Source organism: Acidovorax delafieldii (assembly GCF_007993815.1).
Taxonomy (GTDB): domain Bacteria; phylum Pseudomonadota; class Gammaproteobacteria; order Burkholderiales; family Burkholderiaceae_C; genus Acidovorax; species Acidovorax delafieldii.
In genome coordinates this window covers 299,671-316,500 of sequence record NZ_VJWE01000015.1, presented here as the reverse complement: position 1 = coordinate 316,500, position 16,830 = coordinate 299,671, and the positions used below count along the sequence as shown (strand labels likewise).

Here is a 16,830-nt window from a genome sequence, read left to right as displayed (position 1 = left end):
CAATCTCCTGCGAGCCCTCAAGCAAGTTCCAGGCCGTTTTCATGCCTGGCCGACAGCCACCGTCAATATTTCGGCCGAATCGCTCTCTAGCGCCGGTCTTTATTGGCTGTTTTGCTATTCTTTTTGATACCTTGATTCGCAGCCGGCGAGGGTGGCGGCATGGGTGCCATGGTGGCCACAGGGGCAGGACGCGCGGCCGCTGCACGCACCATGTCGTGCACAAAGCGCAGCTTGGCCAGCACCTCACCCGCCAGCGCGAACGGGTAGGCATCAGGTTGACCCAGGCTGCGCGTAAGGCTGTTGAGCAGCAGCGTCAGCGGCACCAGATGTTGCACCATGGACTGAAAGTCGGGCGCCGGGCTGGCAAAGGGATCGATGGCGCTGCTGCGCTGCGCGCCATAGATACCGGGAATGGTGACCTCGGTGGCATAGCTGGCCGAGGTTTCCAGCAGGTCGATCATGTGCAGGTAATGGGCCCAGGTTTCAGCCCAGTCTTCCCAGGGGTGGGCGGCGGCATAGGCACTCACATGGTGGTTGGCCCAGTCACTGCCCTCGTTGCCCTTGGCGTAGTGCGCCTCCAGCGCCGCTGCGTAGTCCTGGCGCTCGTCACCAAACATCTGTCTGAAGTCGTCCAGCCGCCCGCCGTCGCGCACCAGCTGGTCCCAATAGAAGTGGCCGGACTCATGGCGCAGGTGACCGATCAGAGTGCGGTAGGGCTCACCCAGCGCGATGCGGCGGCGCGCGCGTTCGTCGTCGTCCGCCTCGGCCACGTTGAGCGTAATGGTCCCACTGTGGTGGCCCGTCAGCACGGGCGGTCCGCCCGGCACCTCGGCCAAAAACTCGAACACCGGACCGGTACGCCCGGGCGCCGGCTCCAGGCCCAGGCGGGCCAGGCTGTAGAACAGCCGCCGCTTGGCCGCTTCGATCTGCATCCAGCGCCCCATGTTGGCGGGCTCGGACAGGTCGGGCATCACCCGGGTCTGGCGGCACGACACACACAGCTCTGCAAAGTCGTTGGCGGGTATCGCAAAGTTGCAGGCTTGGTGGTCCGTGTGGTTGCGGCACATGCGGTAAAGGCGCCCGCTGTAGTGGGCACTGCCCTGCCCCCCTTGGCGGCGCCACAGGTCGGCACCGTCCTGCGGTGCAGGGGCCAGGGCAGCCATGGTCAGCACATCGGGCAAGAAGGCCAGCGCACTGCCGCAATGCAGGCACTGCACGCTATCGAAAAACACCAGATGACCGCAATGGTCGCAATTGAATACCCGCATGGTGTGGAGCTTATACCCCGTGGACCGGAGCCGTGAGGAGGAACAACGCACGGCCCCCTTTTGCAGCGCCAAGGTGGGCCCATGAAAAAAGCAGGCCCCCGGACATGCCCGGAGCCTGCTTCAGGATCGAAGCCACTGCGCCGGGGGCGTGGGGCCTCGGGTGCAGGGCGTCAGCCCTACCGGTCAGGGCCGCACAACGATGCTGTTGCGCACTTCGCGCACATGCTTGGTGTTGCGCGCAATGTTTTCGGCCTGGTTCTTTTCAGCCTGCGACTTGGCAAAGCCCGACAGCTGCACCGTGCCATTGAGCGTTTCCACGCTGATGGAGGTGGCAGACACGTTCTTGTCTTCGGCCATCTTGGCCTTCACGGCGGTGGTGATGCCAGCGTCATCCACATAGGAGCCAACTGTTTGCTGTTCGCGGGCCACCGAGCAACCGGTGGCTGTGACGATGGTGATACCGGCAACTGCGGCAAAAGCGAGGGCACGTGCGTATTTCATGGTGTTTTCCTTGTTCAAGAATGGTTGGGAACGCGGGTGCTGGGACATGTTCAGTCCACCGGTCTGTTGCACCCTCCGCGACCGGCGGACTGTGGGAAAAAGGACAGCGCTGGCGCATAGCCAGGCGCTGCGGGCAAGGCACCGGCGTGCAAACACCGGTGTGCTAGCCCTCAGTATGCATTGCGCCGGCGGGACATCCACATCGCCACGGTGGCCAGCAAAGCCCCCGATGCGGCGGCGATGACCAGCGACTTGCCGGGCTGCTCGGCCACATACTTGCCGGTGACTTCGGCTGCCTGCTGGATCTGACGGCGTGCACGCGCGCTGGTCTCGGCGCAGTAGTCGATGCTGCGGGCAGCAAGGTCCTGTGCACGGGCTGCCAGGTCATCAATCGCCGGGTCGGTCTGGCGGCGCAGGGCGCGCACGCTTTCTTCGGCCTTGTCCAGCGACTGGTCAGCGGCAGCCCGGGTGGTCTGCACTGCGTCCTGCGCGCTTTGCAGCACGTCATCGGCCAGGTTGCGAACACCGTGGGTCACTTTGTCGGTAGCAGTCTGAAGGCTCATGGGGAAACTCCTTGGGGTATGGGGTACAGGGGATGCGGGAGGGGGTGAAGGGCAGCAGTCCAGGCGTTGCGGCCTGACTCACCCCTTTTTCAGGAGCCCCAGCACAAAGGTGACGACAGCCATGATCACGAACACAAAGAACAGAATCTTCGCAATGCCCACGGCACCGGCAGCAATACCGCCAAAACCGAAGAGGGCTGCAATCAGCGCGATCACCAGAAAAACAACTGCGTAGTGCAACATTTCCATCTCCTTATGGGTGGCCGGCTTGCCGGCAGATCGGGTGGCGCCAAAACCTCAACGCCTGGAACCAACTGTAGGTATCTCCCTGTGCCCTGGATGCCGGTGCGCGGCGCGCGCCCATGTCGGCGGCGCAGTGGGGGTCATGTAGGACGGCGCGCACTGGCCGGACCGGGCGCACGGTAGCGCGCACAAGCGGCTGCAGCGCAGGTACGCCACGACGGGACGCTGGCTCCGGGCGTGGCGTCCCCACAGCCAGCAGGTGTCGCACGGAGGCCTGCATGCGCTGCGCCACGCAATGCAGGGAATGAGGGAGACGCAGGAAGAAGGCGGCGTATGCCTCAGGCGTCGTGCGCAGCGGCGTTGCGGCGCGGCTCTGACGAGGTGCGCGGCAGCGGCAGCACGGCCGACAACAAGGTGCCATTGCCAGGCCGCGAAGTGAGCGTGAGACGCCCGCCCGCTGCCTCGACCCGGTGGCGCATGCCAGCCAAGCCGTGCGAAGTGGGGCGCACGGTGCCAGGGTCGAAACCCACACCATCGTCGCGCACCTGCACCGCCACATGCGTGGGGTAGCCGTGCACAGACACCAGCACCTTGCTGGCCTTGGCGTACTTGCCGATGTTGGTCAGCGCCTCTTGCACCATGCGATACACCGTGAGCTGCGCTGCGTCGGGCAGTTGAACGGCCTCCAGACTGGTCTCAACTTCAATCCCTGCGCGCTCGGCGTATTCACGTGTCAGGATCTCCAGCGCGGCCGTAAGCCCCAGGTTCGACAGCGACGACGGTCGCAGGTCTTCGATGATGCGACGCTTGAGCGCAATGCCGCTGTTGAGCGTTTCGGTGAGGTGCTTGAGGCGCTCGGCAATGTCGGGCGCAGTGGCATCGATCTTGGATTTGAGGCGCGCCACATCCAGCTTGGCAGCCGTCAGCAGCGCGCCCAGCTCGTCGTGCAGTTCCCGCGCCAGATGGCCCCGTTCTTCTTCGCGCACCTCCTGCAAGTGGTTGGCCAATTCGGACAGCGTGGCCGTGCGGTCGCGCACCAGCCCTTCCAGGCGGTCGCGCTCACGCTCCAGCACCTCTTGCTCGCGCAGGTTGACGGTCTGAACCGCCTGCGTCTGGCGCAGGTACATGTAGAACGCCAGCAGGCCAATGGCAGTGACAGTGGCAATGCCGATGCGCGACAGCATCAGCGACTGCTCGATCTGCTCGCGCCCCTGTTGCAGGCGCTGGTCGCTGCGGGCAATCAGCTCTTGCGCGTGCTGCCGGATCGCCTCCATGTGCTCCTTGCCCACATCCGTGTTCAGAATGAACTTCCATGCGTCTTCGTTGCCCTGGCGGCGCAGGCGCAGGCTCAGCTCCATCTCAGCCAGCTTGCGCGAGATCTGCCGCGACAGCAACGCAAACTCCTGCATGTCCTCGGGCGACGCCATGAACTGGTTGCGCAGGCGATCCAGGTTGGTCTGCACGGTCGCTACGGCCTTGTCATACGGTTCCAGGTAGGTCTCGTTGCCCGTGAGCAGATAACCCCGCTGGCCGGTTTCGGCATCCAGCATGCTTTGCAGCAGCTTGTTCACATCGGCCCGCGTGGTCAGCCCCTGGGCCAGTTGTTCCACCGCGTCCTGCGAACGCATGTGCCCCGTTTCATTGATGCCCACCAGCACCATGGCCGCCAACAGCGCCATGGGCAGGCTCAAGGCCATCTGTCGGACTTTTGGTAACCAACGCCGGGTGTTTTCTTGGAGATTCATACGCTTATTCTGGATAATGACCCGTTACCTGCCAGGTGCGCCAGCCATGCAACCACATGCCGAGCGCCTGGACTTCAATACACACCGGCAGCACCTTTGCTGCCGCCTCGAAAGAAGCATCAATGATCAAGATTGGCATTGTGGATGACCACGCGATTGTTCGTTCCGGGCTGCGGCAGTTCTTGTCCGAGCACGTGGACTTGCGGGTGGAAGGCGAGGCCGCCAACGGCCGCGAGGCCATCGACCTGGTGCGCAACAAGGAAATCGATGTGCTGCTGATGGACCTGTCGATGCCTGGCCAAAGCGGGCTGGACGCGCTGGCCATGCTGCGCGCCAAGGCGCCCGACATGGGCATCCTGATCCTGAGTGGCTACCCTGAAGAACACTACGCGATCAACCTGATCCGTCAGGGTGCCAGTGGTTACCTGAACAAGGAGTGCGAACCGTCGGAGATCGTGGAGGCCATTCGCACCATTGCTCTGGGCCGCCGCTACCTGACGCCTGCCGTGGCCGAACTGCTGGCACAGCAACTCAACCGCAAGGACGATGCGCCACCGCACGAGCAGCTGTCTGAGCGAGAGTTCCAGGTGTTCCTGAAGCTGGCCAAGGGAGAGACGGCGGGCGATATCGCCAAGTCGTTGTCGCTGAGCGTGAAAACGGTGAGCACGTACCGCACACGCCTGATGGAAAAGATGAGCCTCTCGTCCAACAGCGACCTGACCTACTACGCGCTCAAAAATCGCCTGATCGACTGACATCCAGGACTTGGCCAGAGCCCGGCGCTGGCGGGCGTGGGCAGGTCTTGCTTTTGCGCTGAAAAAGAAGGAAAAAGAAGCACCCCGACTGCCGCATGCACCCACGCACGCGGCGGCGGGTTGTGTCACTGGGATGCGCCCGATGATGCGGCAGACACACCGCCGCCGCTACCGGCCTCCAGCCTGTGGGCCGGGCTGCTGTGCTGTACGCAGTAGTCCACCAACGCGTCGATCTCGTTGGATTTGTCAAACACGGCATCCACACCCAGCTGCGCACAGCGCATGCGCACATCCGGCGTGGCGTAATTACTGAGCACCACCATTTTTTGGCCGGGCCGCCGCGTGCGGCAGGCGGCCAGCACACCCAATCCGCTACCCTGGCGCAAGAACAGATCCACGATGGCCAAGTCCCATTCCTCAGGGTGCGACGACAACCAGTTCGTACCGTCGTCTTCAGTTTCTGCCACGCCCACCGCTTCTACAGACGCCAACTCCTCCAGAGTTCCGATCAGGTTCTCGCGGATGGTCGCGTTGTCTTCAACAATGTAGGTGCGCAGTTTCACGGGCGGGTCCATGTGTACGGACAGTGCGGGTCACGCTGTCCTAGCCTTGAATTTAAGGCTTCCATGCGCCGGATTCTGCCAGCCACAACACGCTGGCCATGTAGGAAAAATCCTACCGCGCAACACACACCTTGCAATGGGCCTGGCGCTGAACGCGCATGGTGCTCCACTCCATGGCCCGGCCATCGAGCATCAGCAGCCGCCCCGCCAGCGACTGCCCCACGCCCGCTATGAGCTTGAGCGCCTCGGCTGCCTGCATCGCACCCACCACACCCACCAGCGGAGCAAATACACCCATCGTGGAGCAGCGGACTTCTTCAAACTCCGCATCCGGCGGGAAGATGCAGGCATAACAAGGCGACTGCGCATCGCGCGGGTCCATCACCGTGATCTGCCCATCGAACTGGATCACAGCCCCCGCCACCAAGGGTTTGTTGTGACGCACACAGGCGGCATTGACCGCCTGGCGGGTCGCATAGTTATCACTGCAGTCGAGTACCACTGTGGCATCGCACACCAGACTGTCGAGAGCCGCCGCATCCACCCGGGCCTGCAGTGCGATGACCTGCACCTCGGGGTTGATGTCGGCCATGGCCTGCGCCGCCGACTGGACCTTGGGACTGCCCACGCGCGCGGTGGTGTGCGCAATCTGGCGCTGCAGGTTGGTCAGGTCCACCACATCGTCATCGACGAGTGTGATGTGGCCCACACCGGCGGACGCCAAGTACAGCGCAGCGGGCGATCCCAACCCGCCAGCGCCGATGATGAGAGCATGGGCTTCCAACACCTGCTCCTGCCCCTCGATGCCCACCTCGTCGAGCAGGATGTGGCGGGAATAGCGCAGGAGCTGGTCATCGGTCATGGGAAGGCGGGCCTGCAGCGGCCAAAAAATCAACGGTGAAAAAGGCGGACATGAAAAAGGCTGGATTCCTCGCGAAATCCAGCCCGGGGTCAGAGCGCGAAAGGCTCAATTCTCTTTCTTTTCTTCCTTGCGCTCTGTCAGCGTCTTGCTGACCAGGACAGGGCGACCCTTGAGCTGGTTGAGGGCCTGCACCAGCTGGAAGTCCTTGTCCGAACCGAATTCGGGCACCTTGCGGTCGGCCGCAGGCTTCTTGGCTTCTTCTTCCATGCGCTTGCGGGCTTCCTCACGGGCCTTTTCACGGGCTTCGTCCTTCTTCTCTTCACCCTGGCCGCTGTTCAAGTGCTTGTCCAGATCTGCCTCGCGCATGCGCAAGGCGGCAAAGATGTTGCCCTCTTCCGACTCGTCAATCATCACGTCGGGCACGATACCCTTGGCCTGGATCGACTTGCCACTCGGCGTGTAATAGCGGGCGGTGGTCAGCTTGATGCCCGTGTCAGGCCCCAGCGGACGCACGGTCTGCACCGAGCCCTTGCCGAAGGTCTGGCTGCCCATGATGGTGGCGCGCTTGTGGTCCTGCAGCGCGCCAGCCACGATCTCGCTGGCGGAGGCAGAGCCTTCGTTGACCAGCACCACCAGCGGCACCGCCTTGAGGGACGCGGGAAGGCGTTTGAGCGGATCACCGCCGCCGCGGCGCTGGTAGTAGTCGGGGGCAGCCTTGTAAGTGGCCTTGCTGTCGGCCAGCTGGCCATTGGTGGTGACCACCGTCACGTTCTCGGGCAGGAAAGCCGCAGAAATTGCCACGGCTGCATCCAGCAGGCCGCCGGGGTCGTTGCGCAGGTCCAGCACCAGGCCCTTGAGGTTGGGCTCCTGCTTGTAGACCTCTTCCACCTTGCGCACAAAGTCATCCACCGTGCGCTCCTGGAATTGCGACAGGCGGATCCAGGCGTAACCGGGCTCGATCACCTTGCCCTTCACGGACTGGGTCTTGATCTCTTCGCGCGTGATGGTGACGGGGAACGTGCGGTTCTCGTCCTTGCGGAAGATGGTGAGGGTGACCTTGGTGCTGGGCTCGCCGCGCATGCGCTTGACGGCGTCATTCAGCGCCAGGCCCTTGACGGCGGTTTCGTCGATCTTGGTGATCAGGTCGTTGGTCTTGAGGCCGGCGCGGAAGGCAGGCGAGCCTTCGATGGGCGACACGATCTTGATCAGGCCGTCTTCCTGCGTGATCTCGATGCCCACGCCCACGAAGCGGCCGGAAGTGCCCTCGCGGAATTCCTTGAAGGACTTCTTGTCGAAGTACTGCGAGTGCGGATCCAGGCTGGAGACCATGCCGGAGATGGCGTCGGTGATGAGCTTCTTGTCATCGACCGGCTCGACGTAATCGGTCTTGACCAGGCCGAACACGGCGGACAACTGCTGGATTTCTTCGAGCGGCAACGGCGTCATGGCGCCACGCGCCACCGTTTGCAGTGACACCGTGGTGAGCGCACCCGCCACCACGCCTACCGATACCCATCCTGCAATCTTGAGTTTGTGGCCCATACAACACCTTTTACCGCTTCGAAACCAATATACACCTTGGAAGGGCCAAATCCGCCGCAGTTCCGCATGGATGCTCACTTTGGCGGGGATAAGCGGGGTTTTCCCCGCTCTTTACCTGCGATTTACGCTTTGCCCTGCGATGCCACGGCGGCTGCGGCCTTGGCCGCCGCTTCGGCATCGCCCAGATAGTAGTGACGGATGGGCTTGAGGTCGGCGTCGAGCTCGTATACCAGTGGAATCCCGTTGGGAATGTTCAGACCCACGATGTCGGTCTCGGAGATGTTGTCCAGGTACTTCACCAGCGCGCGGATGGAGTTGCCATGCGCAGCCACCACCACCCGCTTGCCCGAGCGAATGGCGGGCGCCATGGCCTCGTTCCAGAACGGCAGCACGCGGGCCACGGTGTCTTTCAGGCACTCGGTCAGGGGCACATTCTCCGCAGCCACCCCAGCGTAGCGGCGGTCACCACGCTCGCTGCGAGGGTCGGTGGCTTCCAGCGCTGGCGGGGGCGTGTCATAGCTGCGGCGCCATACGAGCACCTGCTCGTCGCCGTACTGTTTGGCCATGTCGGCCTTGTTCAGGCCCTGCAGGGCGCCGTAGTGGCGCTCGTTCAGGCGCCAGTCCTTGACCACGGGCAGCCAGGTGCAGTCCATTTCGTCCAGCGTGTACCAGAGGGTGTGGATGGCGCGCTTGAGCACGCTGGTGAACGCCAGATCGAACTCGTAGCCCTCGGCCTTGAGCAGCTTGCCGGCCGACATGGCCTGGGAGACACCGGTGGGCGTGAGGTCCACATCGGTCCAGCCGGTAAAGCGGTTTTCAAGGTTCCAGGTGGATTCGCCGTGGCGGATCAGAACGAGCTTGTACATGGTTTCCCCAGGAAAGGCAGGTCAAAAAAATGCGGGCCAAAACCCAGCATTCTAGAATTACGCTGTTCGCCAACCCAAGGAAGCTTCGTGAAATTCATTATTGATAACTGGTATCTGTTCCTCGTTGCACTGGCTTCGGGCAGCATGTTGCTGTGGCCGGTCCTCAAGAACGCCAGTGGCGGTTCGCTGACGCCAGCACGCGCCGTGCAGCTCATCAACCGCGAAAAAGCGGTGGTCATCGACGTATGCGAAGCCGAGGAATTCGCCACCGGCCACGTGACTGGCGCCAAGAACGTGCCCGTGTCCCAGCTCGAAGAGCGCCTGCCCGCCGTGGTCAAGAACAAGGCCCTGCCCGTGGTGCTGGTGTGTGCGAGCGGCGCACGCGCCAACCGCGCCGTCGCCATTGCCAAAAAACTGGGCTACGACAACGCCCAGGCACTCGCTGGTGGCATGAAGGCCTGGCGCGAAGCCAGCCTGCCTGTGGAAAAAGCCTGATCCGCCCCTAGTTATTCGGTCAGCGCTAGTCTTGCGACTGGTTTTTCAGTCCCACAGGAAGAAAGAGGAAGGTTCGCCATGCAACCCGTGAAGATGTACACCACCGCCGTCTGCCCCTATTGCATCCGGGCCAAGCAGATCCTCAAGTCCAAGGGTGTGGAGCAGATCGAGGAGATCCGCATCGACACAGACCCCGCCGCGCGCAGCCACATGATGGAAATCACCGGCCGCCGCACGGTGCCGCAGATCTACATCGGCGACACCCATGTGGGTGGCCACGACGATCTGGTGGCGCTGGACAGCCGTGGCGAGCTGATGCCCTTGCTCGGCGCCTGACCCCCTCTCTGGGCGCTGCATAATGCAGCCCCATGTGCCCGCTGCGGGAGCTGCTCCCCGGCGGGTTTTGTTTTGCTAGCAATTTCGTAAGAGCAAAGAGACTTCACCATGGCCGACCAAGAAAACCCCGTGTTCCAGATCCAGCGCGTCTACCTCAAGGACCTGTCGCTGGAGCAGCCCAACTCCCCCGCCATCCTGCTCGAACAAGAGCAACCCAGCGTGGACATCCAGCTGGGCGTGGAAGCCACCCCCGTGGCCGAAGGCATCTTTGAAGTGGCTGTGACCGCCACCGTGCAGACCAAGATCAAGGACAAGACTGTGTTCCTGGTCGAAGCCAAGCAAGCCGGCATCTTCGAAATCCGCAACGTGCCCGAAGACCAGATGGGCCCCATCATGGGCATCGCCTGCCCCCAGATCGTGTACCCCTACCTGCGCGGCAATGTGGCCGACGTGATCAACCGCGCTGGCTTCCCGCCCGTGCACCTGGCCGAAATCAACTTCCAGGCCATGTACGAGCAACAGCAAGCCCAGGCCGCCGGCCAGGCATCGCCCATCATCACGCAGTAAGCATTTACAGGCATTTATGCCTGTAGTGCTGGATGAATAAGCGCATACAGCTATGAAAATCATAGTATTGGGCGCTGGAGCCTGGGGGACAGCGGTGGCCATGAGTGCCGCCCAGCACCCCGCAGGCCATGCCGTCACCTTGTGGGCGCGCGATGCCGCCCAGGCGGCCCAGATGCAGACGCAGCGGCAAAACGCGCGTTACCTGCCCGGCATCACCCTCCCCCCCTCCCTCACTCTGGCCCATGGCGACTTTGCTGCGCTGTGGACCGGGGCCGACCTCGTCATCGTGGCCACGCCCATGGCGGCTTTGCGCGGCATGCTGCAGGCCTTGCATGGCTGCGCTGCCCCTGTGGCCTGGCTGTGCAAGGGCTTTGAGGCTGCAACCGCTGGCAATTCCACATCTTTTGGGCTGCTGGCGCATGAAGTACAAGCCCTGGTAGCTCCTGAACTGATAGCAGGCGTGTTTAGCGGCCCCAGCTTTGCGCAAGAAGTGGCGCTGGGCCAGCCGACCGCGCTGGTGGCAGCCAGCCCCCATGCGCAGGTGCGTGATGCGCTGGTCAGCGCCTTCCACAGCCCGAGCGTGCGCGTGTATGCCAACGAGGACATCGTGGGCGTGGAGGTGGGTGGCGCGGTGAAGAACGTGCTGGCCATTGCCACCGGCCTGTGCGACGGGCTGGCGCTGGGGCTGAACGCCCGCGCCGCACTCATCACGCGCGGCCTGGCCGAGATGACGCGGCTGGGTCTGGCGCTGGGTGCGCGGCCCGACACCTTCATGGGCCTGTCGGGCCTGGGGGACCTGGTGCTGACCGCCACGGGCGACCTGTCGCGCAACCGGCGCGTAGGCATGCTGCTGGCCGAGGGCAAAACCCTGCCACAGGCCGTCGAGTCGCTGGGCCATGTGGCCGAGGGTGTCTACAGCGCCCGCACCGTAGCGCAGCGGGCGGCAGTGCTGGGGGTGGACATGCCCATCACCCGCGCGGTGGTGGCGCTGCTGGATGGTCAGCTCACGCCGGCCGATGCGGTCGTCACGCTGATGGGGCGCGGGCCCGCGTCCGAGCTGATGTGACCCCAATAGTGATGCCCAAAACAAAAGGCCCCTGCGGAATTCCACAGGGGTCTTTTGTTTGGTGGCGCTGATGCCATGCGCTCCGCGGGTGGATTCAAAACACCCCAAACAGCATCAGCAGCAGCACAACCGACAGCGGGACGCCAAGTAGCCAGGCAATGAGAGGCATGGGGATCTCCTTGAAAGGTGAGAAGTTCAGGTGGTTTCACTGTATTTCTCACCCCGGCTGGTGCTTGTCCGGCTTTGCACCCCAAACCCGTAGGCCCTCACCTACCCGCACCTCTTGCCGGCTCGGCCCGCGGCGCCCCTGAGCAGCGCTGCGGCCTGGCTTACAGCCCCAACTCCAGCGCCAGCAGCTCGTCCACCGTCTGGCGGCGGCGGATCAGGCGGGCCTTGCCGCCATCCACGAGCACCTCGGCAATCAAAGGCCGCGTGTTGTAGTTGGAGGACATGCTGGCGCCGTACGCACCCGTGTCGTGGATCACCAGCAGATCGCCCACCTGCGCGGCGGGCAGGTCGCGCGGCAGCACCACGCCGCCGTCGCCCTGGGTGAACACGTCGCCCGACTCGCACAGCGGGCCCGCCACCACCGTGGGGTGTTCGGCCGCCGTGGAGCCATCACGCCGCAGCACGCTCATGGCGTGGTAGCTGCCGTACATGGACGGGCGCATGAGTTCGTTGAAGCCGGTATCAACCAGCACAAAGTGGTTGTTGCCCGCGTTCTTGGTGGCGCGCACCTGGCCCAGCAGCACGCCCGATTCGGCAACCAGGAAGCGGCCGGGCTCGATCTCCAGGCCGAGCTTGTGGCCCACGATGGCCTCGGCCTGCTGGCGCGCGGCGTCCCACAGGCCGTGGTAATGCTGCGTGTCGACCACGGGGTCGCCGCTGCGGTAGGGGATGGACAGGCCACCACCGGCGGAGATGGCGTGCAGGTCATGCCCTGCCGCATGCGCCGTGCGCACCAGGTTGACCATGGCGCCACACACTTCCTGCAGGTGGCTGTAATCCACACCCGAGCCAATGTGCATGTGCAGGCCCACCAGCTTCAGGCCATGCTGCTTGATCGCATCCAGCGCCGCAGGCAGGTCGGTGTGCCAGATGCCGTGTTTGCTGTGCTCGCCACCCGTGTTCGTCTTGTTGCTGTGGCCGTGGCCAAAGCCGGGGTTGATGCGCAGCCACACCGCATGGCCGGGCGAACGCGCGCCCAGCTGGTGCAGCATGTCGATGGAGCCTGCGTTCACGGGCACGCCGTGCTCCACCACGCAGTCCAACGTGGCGGCGTCGAACAGGTCGGCGGTGAAGACGATCTCCGAAGGCTCGCCACCCGCCACATAGCCCGCCGCCAGCGCACGCAGGATCTCGCCGCGCGAAACGGCATCCACCTTCACGCCCTGCTCGCGCATGAGCTTCAGGATATGGATGTTGGAGCAGGCCTTTTGCGCAAAACGGATGGTCTCGAAATTGGACACCTGCGCAATGCGCTGGCGGATGGTGGCCGCGTCATACACCCATAGCGGGGTGCCGAACTGGTCGGCCAGGGCCCAGAGCTGGGCGGGGGAGAAAGGGTTGGACATGGGGAAGCTCCAAAGGCAGAAGGCGAGAACGATGCGCGGATGATGCCGCCATCCATGTATTCAGTCGAATGCTTTGATTTACGCCATCCATTCAATATGGATATGCTCTGCACATGACTGGCATGACCGAGCCCCCCCTGGCCCACCGCATCACCCACCGCCACATCGAGGTCTTCCGCGCCGTGATGACCGCAGGTAGCGCCACCGGGGCAGCCGACCTGCTGCACAGCTCGCAACCCACCGTGAGCCGCGAGCTGGCGCGGCTCGAATCGCTGCTGGGCTATGCCCTGTTCGAGCGCGTGCAAGGCCGACTGCGCCCCAACGCCCGGGCGCTGGCGCTGTGGGACGAGGTGCAGCGCTCGTGGCAGGGGCTGGAGCGCGTGGTGGACCGGGCCGTGGCCCTGGGCCGGTCGGGGGCCGTGCAACTGTCGGTGCTTTGCCTGCCCGCGCTGGCCCATGCACTGCTGCCGGGTGCAGCGGCACGGCTGATGCAGGCGCACACCGAGGCACGCTTGTCCGTCACACCGCAGGAATCGCCCCTGCTCGAAGAATGGATGAGCGCCCAGCGGTTTGATCTGGGCCTGTGCGAACAGACCACCGCCCCGCCGGGCACACGGGCCGAGGTGCTGCTGACCCTGGACGAGGTGGCTGTGCTGCCCGCCCACCACGCTTTGGCACGCCAGCCGGTGCTGCAACTCGGCGACTTTGCCGGTGAATTCTTTGTAAGCCTCTCGGCCGACGACCCCTACCGCCGCCTGATCGACGCCCGGTTTGCCGAGGCGGGCGTAGAGCGCACGCTGCGCGTGGAAACCCATAGTGCCGCCGCGGTGTGCGCCATGGTCGAGCAGGGCCTGGGCATCGCCATCGTCAACCCGGTCACCGCCCTGGCCGCCGCCAGCGAGCGGCTGGTGCTGCGGCGGCTGGCGTTTTCCATCCCGTTCAGCGTGACGGCGCTGCTGCCACTGTACCGCCCGCCCTTGCCCGAGGCGGTGCCCATGCTGGAGGCCCTGCGCGCGCAGGCCCAGGCCATTGCAACGCAGCTGCCGCCCGCCATGGACTGATGTAACAGGATCTACAAATTATGATTTTGATAGCAGCCAAGGCATATTGCACTAGCGCTATCGGCACAAAGGAGCCACAACCGTGGCTCCTTGCGCGTTCCGGACAGTTTCCTCAGCCGCCCGGCGCCGCCAGGCTGCGCACCTTGACCGCCAGCCGCTCTTCGACGGAGGGCGACACGAACTTGGTCACCTCACCACCCAGCACCGCAATCTCGCGCACAAAGGTGCTGCTGATGAACTGGTACTTGTCGCTGGGGGTCAGGAACACGGTTTCCACCTGGGGCATCAGGCTGCGGTTCATGCCTGCCAGCTGGAACTCGTAGTCAAAATCGGTCACGGCGCGCAGGCCACGCACCATGGCCTTTCCGCCGCGCGACACCACAAAGTCGCGCAGCAGGCCCGAGAAGGGCTCGACCTGCACCTGGGGATACATCTTCACGGCCTCGCGCACCATCTCGATGCGCTCTTCCAGCGAGAACAGGGTCTTCTTGTGGTGGCCCGCCGCCACGGCCACGATCACACGTTCAAACAACTGGGTGGCCCTGCGCACCACGTCTTCATGGCCCAGCGTGATGGGGTCAAAGGTTCCGGGGTACACGGCGAGCACGTTCTGGGCCATGGCTGGTTGTCTCCTGTCTGGCGATTGACGTTGGCCCCGGCCCCCGGGGCGCTCCCCGCAGGGCCCGCCGGGCCGCGTGCGCGCATTATGCAGTGCAGTGCAACATGAACCGGCGTTGGCTCATTCTGTGGTGGCAGCCACAGGGCGCAGCAGGTGCGCATGCACGGCGCCAGCCTTCAGATGCCGGTACACGGCCAGGCCGCTGCCGGCCAGCTCCCCGTCCGTCCAGGCGCGGGGCGCTTCGAGGTAGATAAAGCCCTGGGTGGCCACGGCCTTGGCAGCGGCCTGCAAAGCAGGTGCAAACAGCTCGCCGTCAAAGGGCGGGTCCAGCAGCACCAGGTCCACACTGGCAGGTGCGGCCTGCTTGAGGGCGGCCACGCCGTCGCCGCGCTGCACGCGCACGGCGCTGGCTTGCAGCTTGGCCTGCAGCACCTGCAGCTGGGCCACCAGCGCAGCGTCACTCTCCACCAGTTGTACCGACGCGGCGCCGCGCGAAGCGGCTTCGAGCCCCAGCGCACCGGTGCCCGCAAAAGCGTCCAGGCAGCGCCAGCCACTCAAGTCCTGGCCCAGCCAGTTGAAGAGCGTTTCACGCACGCGGTCGGGCGTGGGACGCAGGCCGGGGCGCTGGGCCACGGGCAGGCGGGTGCGCTTCCATTGCCCACCGATGATGCGGATTTCGCCCGCGCCCTTGGGGGCGGCAGCCGCCGCAGCTTTGTCCTTGGCGTTTTTCTTGATGGTCTTGGGGTCCACAGGGGCCGCAGCGGCTGCGGCCTGGGCCTTGCGGATTTCGGCGGTGATGGCGCTGCCGCGCAGGGTCGATCGGCTCATGGCTGCTTGCCTCCCACCACCACGGTCACCATGCGGCCGGGTTGCAGCTTTTGGGCCATGACAGTGCGCACATCGGCCACCGTCAGGGCCTCGACCTTTTTGGCCCACTGGTCCAGGTAGTCCAGGGGCAGGTCGTTCCAGGCGATGTTGGCCACGTTGCCCAGCAGCTTCTTGTTGCTGTCAATGCGCAGCGCAAAGCCGCCGATGAGGTTGTCCTTGGCGGCGCGCAGCTCGGCCTCGGTGGGGCCTTCGGCCACAAAGCGGGCGATCACGTCGCGCGAGACCTGCACTGCCTGGGCGGCCTGGTCGGGGCGCGTCTGCAAGCCCACGGTGAAGGCCCCGGCATGCAGGCCGGGGGCGAAGTAGCTGTACACGCTGTAGGAGAGGCCGCGCTTTTCGCGCACCTCGTGGGTCAGTCGCGAGACAAAGCCGCCGCCGCCCAGGATGTGGTTGCCCACCAGAAGCGCGAGGAAGTCCGGGTCACGGCGCTGAAAGCCCGGCTGGCCGATCAGCACGTGGGCCTGGGCCGAGGCAAACGGAATGGTCTTCTCGGCAGGTGCCGTCAGCGCCGCCACTTCGCCCACGGGCGGCAGCGGTGCGCAGCCCGCACTGGCAGGCAGGCGCGACAGCAGCGTGGCCACCAGCGTCTGCGCCTGGGCGCGCGATACGGCGCCCACGATGCTGACCTTGGCGCGGCAGGCGGCCACGTACTGCGCGTGAAAGGCCTGCATGTCGGCCACGCCAATGCGCGCCAACGTCTCTTCGGTGGTGCGCACGCCATAAGGGTGGCTGCCATACACCGCAGCGGCAAACGCATGGTTGGCCACGGTGGCGGGGCGCGTGTTGGCTTCTTTCAGGCTGGCGCTCCAGCGGGCGCGGTCGCGTTGCCAGACGTCGTCAGTCGTCGTGGGCTCGGCAATCTGGCGGGCTGCCAGCCGCGCAGCGCGTTCCAGCAGTGGCGGGTCGGTCAGCGAGCGCAGCACATAGTGCAGCGTGTCGTTGTCGGCATTGGCTTCAAAGCTGGCGCCCAGATCGGCCCAGGCCTCACCCAGGCCGTTTTCGTCCAGCGCGGGCTCGGCGCTGGCGTCGCGCCCGGCCTTCACGCCCTTGCTGGCCATGGCGGCGACGGCGTTGGCCAGGCCGGACTGGCCCGCCGGGTCGCGGCGCGTGCCAGCGTCAAAGTCGATTTGCACGTCCACCATGGGGATGACCGGGCTTTCGACCAGATAGACCTTGGCGCCGCCCGGCTCCGTCCAGTGCTGAATGGGCAGCAGCGCCCAGGCCGAATTGGAGGAAAAAAGGGCGATAGCGCTAGTGCATAAAGCACGGACAGCTATGTTTTTGATAGTAATCATGGGCAGTTTCCGCAGGGCGGG

General features: G+C 64.7%; 20 protein-coding genes. 6 read left to right on the top strand and 14 right to left on the bottom strand.

Annotated features, from left to right (window positions below; all coding sequences use genetic code 11):
* Window positions 1-86: 86 nt before the first annotated feature.
* From ATF69_RS17355 to ATF69_RS23425, 6 genes are all read right to left on the bottom strand, one after another.
* A complete protein-coding gene (locus ATF69_RS17355) occupies window positions 87-1,268 on the bottom strand; it encodes a zinc-binding metallopeptidase family protein (RefSeq protein WP_146871748.1) in 1,182 nt (393 codons plus the stop codon).
* Window positions 1,269-1,451: 183 nt separating this feature from the next.
* Window positions 1,452-1,769: a BON domain-containing protein gene (locus ATF69_RS17350; protein WP_056066545.1), complete on the bottom strand. Its 318-nt coding sequence runs from the start codon at window positions 1,767-1,769 to the stop codon at window positions 1,452-1,454.
* A 170-nt stretch (window positions 1,770-1,939) separates the two neighbouring features.
* Window positions 1,940-2,332, bottom strand: a complete 393-nt coding sequence (locus ATF69_RS17345; protein ID WP_056065917.1) for a hypothetical protein — start codon at window positions 2,330-2,332, stop codon at window positions 1,940-1,942.
* A 78-nt stretch (window positions 2,333-2,410) separates the two neighbouring features.
* Entirely contained in the window at window positions 2,411-2,575 is a 165-nt protein-coding gene (locus ATF69_RS17340) for a DUF1328 domain-containing protein (protein WP_010463174.1), read from the bottom strand.
* 338 nt (window positions 2,576-2,913) lie between these two features.
* Window positions 2,914-4,320, bottom strand: coding sequence for a sensor histidine kinase (locus ATF69_RS17335; protein ID WP_146871747.1), 1,407 nt, complete (start codon window positions 4,318-4,320; stop codon window positions 2,914-2,916).
* 4 nt (window positions 4,321-4,324) lie between these two features.
* Window positions 4,325-4,450: a hypothetical protein gene (locus tag ATF69_RS23425; protein ID WP_255356923.1), complete on the bottom strand. Its 126-nt coding sequence runs from the start codon at window positions 4,448-4,450 to the stop codon at window positions 4,325-4,327.
* Here ATF69_RS23425 and ATF69_RS17330 point away from each other — a divergent pair.
* On the top strand, window positions 4,443-5,075 hold the full coding sequence (locus ATF69_RS17330; protein ID WP_056065924.1) for a response regulator: 633 nt from the start codon (window positions 4,443-4,445) through the stop codon (window positions 5,073-5,075). The genes ATF69_RS23425 and ATF69_RS17330 overlap by 8 nt on opposite strands.
* Before the next feature lie 125 nt (window positions 5,076-5,200).
* Here ATF69_RS17330 and ATF69_RS17325 read toward each other — a convergent pair whose 3' ends face one another.
* The 4 genes from ATF69_RS17325 to gpmA all read right to left on the bottom strand — a co-directional run bounded on the left by ATF69_RS17325 (window position 5,201) and on the right by gpmA (window position 8,908).
* Window positions 5,201-5,638 (bottom strand): response regulator, encoded by a 438-nt coding sequence (locus tag ATF69_RS17325; RefSeq protein ID WP_056746976.1) that lies wholly within the window; start codon window positions 5,636-5,638, stop codon window positions 5,201-5,203.
* Between the two features lie 112 nt (window positions 5,639-5,750).
* Window positions 5,751-6,500: a HesA/MoeB/ThiF family protein gene (locus tag ATF69_RS17320; RefSeq protein ID WP_146871745.1), complete on the bottom strand. Its 750-nt coding sequence runs from the start codon at window positions 6,498-6,500 to the stop codon at window positions 5,751-5,753.
* A 105-nt stretch (window positions 6,501-6,605) separates the two neighbouring features.
* Window positions 6,606-8,042: a S41 family peptidase gene (locus ATF69_RS17315; protein ID WP_056065928.1), complete on the bottom strand. Its 1,437-nt coding sequence runs from the start codon at window positions 8,040-8,042 to the stop codon at window positions 6,606-6,608.
* A 122-nt stretch (window positions 8,043-8,164) separates the two neighbouring features.
* Window positions 8,165-8,908: a 2,3-diphosphoglycerate-dependent phosphoglycerate mutase gene (gpmA, locus tag ATF69_RS17310; RefSeq protein WP_015015479.1), complete on the bottom strand. Its 744-nt coding sequence runs from the start codon at window positions 8,906-8,908 to the stop codon at window positions 8,165-8,167.
* Window positions 8,909-8,995: 87 nt separating this feature from the next.
* Between gpmA and ATF69_RS17305 the strand changes: the two genes are divergently transcribed.
* The 4 genes from ATF69_RS17305 (at window position 8,996) to ATF69_RS17290 (ending at window position 11,372) form a co-directional block, all read left to right on the top strand.
* A complete protein-coding gene (locus tag ATF69_RS17305; RefSeq protein ID WP_060985050.1) occupies window positions 8,996-9,403 on the top strand; it encodes a rhodanese-like domain-containing protein in 408 nt (135 codons plus the stop codon).
* Between the two features lie 78 nt (window positions 9,404-9,481).
* Window positions 9,482-9,739, top strand: coding sequence for a glutaredoxin 3 (gene grxC / locus ATF69_RS17300; protein ID WP_015015481.1), 258 nt, complete (start codon window positions 9,482-9,484; stop codon window positions 9,737-9,739).
* Window positions 9,740-9,847: 108 nt separating this feature from the next.
* A complete protein-coding gene (gene secB / locus ATF69_RS17295) occupies window positions 9,848-10,306 on the top strand; it encodes a protein-export chaperone SecB (RefSeq protein WP_056746795.1) in 459 nt (152 codons plus the stop codon).
* A 52-nt stretch (window positions 10,307-10,358) separates the two neighbouring features.
* Entirely contained in the window at window positions 10,359-11,372 is a 1,014-nt protein-coding gene (locus ATF69_RS17290; protein WP_146871744.1) for an NAD(P)H-dependent glycerol-3-phosphate dehydrogenase, read from the top strand.
* A gap of 329 nt (window positions 11,373-11,701) precedes the next feature.
* Here ATF69_RS17290 and lysA read toward each other — a convergent pair whose 3' ends face one another.
* Complete coding sequence (gene lysA / locus ATF69_RS17285) at window positions 11,702-12,946, bottom strand: diaminopimelate decarboxylase (protein ID WP_146871743.1); 1,245 nt, start codon at window positions 12,944-12,946, stop codon at window positions 11,702-11,704.
* A 122-nt stretch (window positions 12,947-13,068) separates the two neighbouring features.
* Between lysA and ATF69_RS17280 the strand changes: the two genes are divergently transcribed.
* Window positions 13,069-14,007, top strand: a complete 939-nt coding sequence (locus ATF69_RS17280) for a LysR family transcriptional regulator (RefSeq protein ID WP_244303756.1) — start codon at window positions 13,069-13,071, stop codon at window positions 14,005-14,007.
* 112 nt (window positions 14,008-14,119) lie between these two features.
* On the opposite strand, the gene coaD is transcribed toward ATF69_RS17280, so the two are convergent.
* The 3 genes from coaD to ATF69_RS17265 form a co-directional block, all read right to left on the bottom strand.
* Window positions 14,120-14,626: a pantetheine-phosphate adenylyltransferase gene (coaD, locus tag ATF69_RS17275; RefSeq protein WP_056065946.1), complete on the bottom strand. Its 507-nt coding sequence runs from the start codon at window positions 14,624-14,626 to the stop codon at window positions 14,120-14,122.
* 120 nt (window positions 14,627-14,746) lie between these two features.
* Window positions 14,747-15,454 (bottom strand): 16S rRNA (guanine(966)-N(2))-methyltransferase RsmD, encoded by a 708-nt coding sequence (rsmD, locus tag ATF69_RS17270; RefSeq protein WP_146871741.1) that lies wholly within the window; start codon window positions 15,452-15,454, stop codon window positions 14,747-14,749.
* Complete coding sequence (locus tag ATF69_RS17265) at window positions 15,451-16,809, bottom strand: M16 family metallopeptidase (protein ID WP_146871740.1); 1,359 nt, start codon at window positions 16,807-16,809, stop codon at window positions 15,451-15,453. The genes rsmD and ATF69_RS17265 overlap by 4 nt, the downstream gene beginning before the upstream one ends.
* Window positions 16,810-16,830 lie beyond the last annotated feature (21 nt).

Excerpts from the sequence above, each read along its gene's own strand:
- ATF69_RS17355 (WP_146871748.1), bottom strand. The coding sequence starts at position 1,268 with ATGCGGGTATTCAATTGCGACCATTGCGGTCATCTGGTGTTTTTCGAT.
- ATF69_RS17350 (WP_056066545.1), bottom strand. The coding sequence starts at position 1,769 with ATGAAATACGCACGTGCCCTCGCTTTTGCCGCAGTTGCCGGTATCACC.
- ATF69_RS17345 (WP_056065917.1), bottom strand. The coding sequence starts at position 2,332 with ATGAGCCTTCAGACTGCTACCGACAAAGTGACCCACGGTGTTCGCAAC.
- ATF69_RS17340 (WP_010463174.1), bottom strand. The coding sequence starts at position 2,575 with ATGTTGCACTACGCAGTTGTTTTTCTGGTGATCGCGCTGATTGCAGCC.
- ATF69_RS17335 (WP_146871747.1), bottom strand. The coding sequence starts at position 4,320 with ATGAATCTCCAAGAAAACACCCGGCGTTGGTTACCAAAAGTCCGACAG.
- ATF69_RS17330 (WP_056065924.1), top strand. The coding sequence starts at position 4,443 with ATGATCAAGATTGGCATTGTGGATGACCACGCGATTGTTCGTTCCGGG.
- ATF69_RS17320 (WP_146871745.1), bottom strand. The coding sequence starts at position 6,500 with ATGACCGATGACCAGCTCCTGCGCTATTCCCGCCACATCCTGCTCGAC.
- ATF69_RS17315 (WP_056065928.1), bottom strand. The coding sequence starts at position 8,042 with ATGGGCCACAAACTCAAGATTGCAGGATGGGTATCGGTAGGCGTGGTG.
- gpmA (WP_015015479.1), bottom strand. The coding sequence starts at position 8,908 with ATGTACAAGCTCGTTCTGATCCGCCACGGCGAATCCACCTGGAACCTT.
- grxC (WP_015015481.1), top strand. The coding sequence starts at position 9,482 with ATGCAACCCGTGAAGATGTACACCACCGCCGTCTGCCCCTATTGCATC.
- secB (WP_056746795.1), top strand. The coding sequence starts at position 9,848 with ATGGCCGACCAAGAAAACCCCGTGTTCCAGATCCAGCGCGTCTACCTC.
- ATF69_RS17290 (WP_146871744.1), top strand. The coding sequence starts at position 10,359 with ATGAAAATCATAGTATTGGGCGCTGGAGCCTGGGGGACAGCGGTGGCC.
- lysA (WP_146871743.1), bottom strand. The coding sequence starts at position 12,946 with ATGTCCAACCCTTTCTCCCCCGCCCAGCTCTGGGCCCTGGCCGACCAG.
- ATF69_RS17280 (WP_244303756.1), top strand. The coding sequence starts at position 13,069 with ATGACCGAGCCCCCCCTGGCCCACCGCATCACCCACCGCCACATCGAG.
- coaD (WP_056065946.1), bottom strand. The coding sequence starts at position 14,626 with ATGGCCCAGAACGTGCTCGCCGTGTACCCCGGAACCTTTGACCCCATC.
- rsmD (WP_146871741.1), bottom strand. The coding sequence starts at position 15,454 with ATGAGCCGATCGACCCTGCGCGGCAGCGCCATCACCGCCGAAATCCGC.
- ATF69_RS17265 (WP_146871740.1), bottom strand. The coding sequence starts at position 16,809 with ATGATTACTATCAAAAACATAGCTGTCCGTGCTTTATGCACTAGCGCT.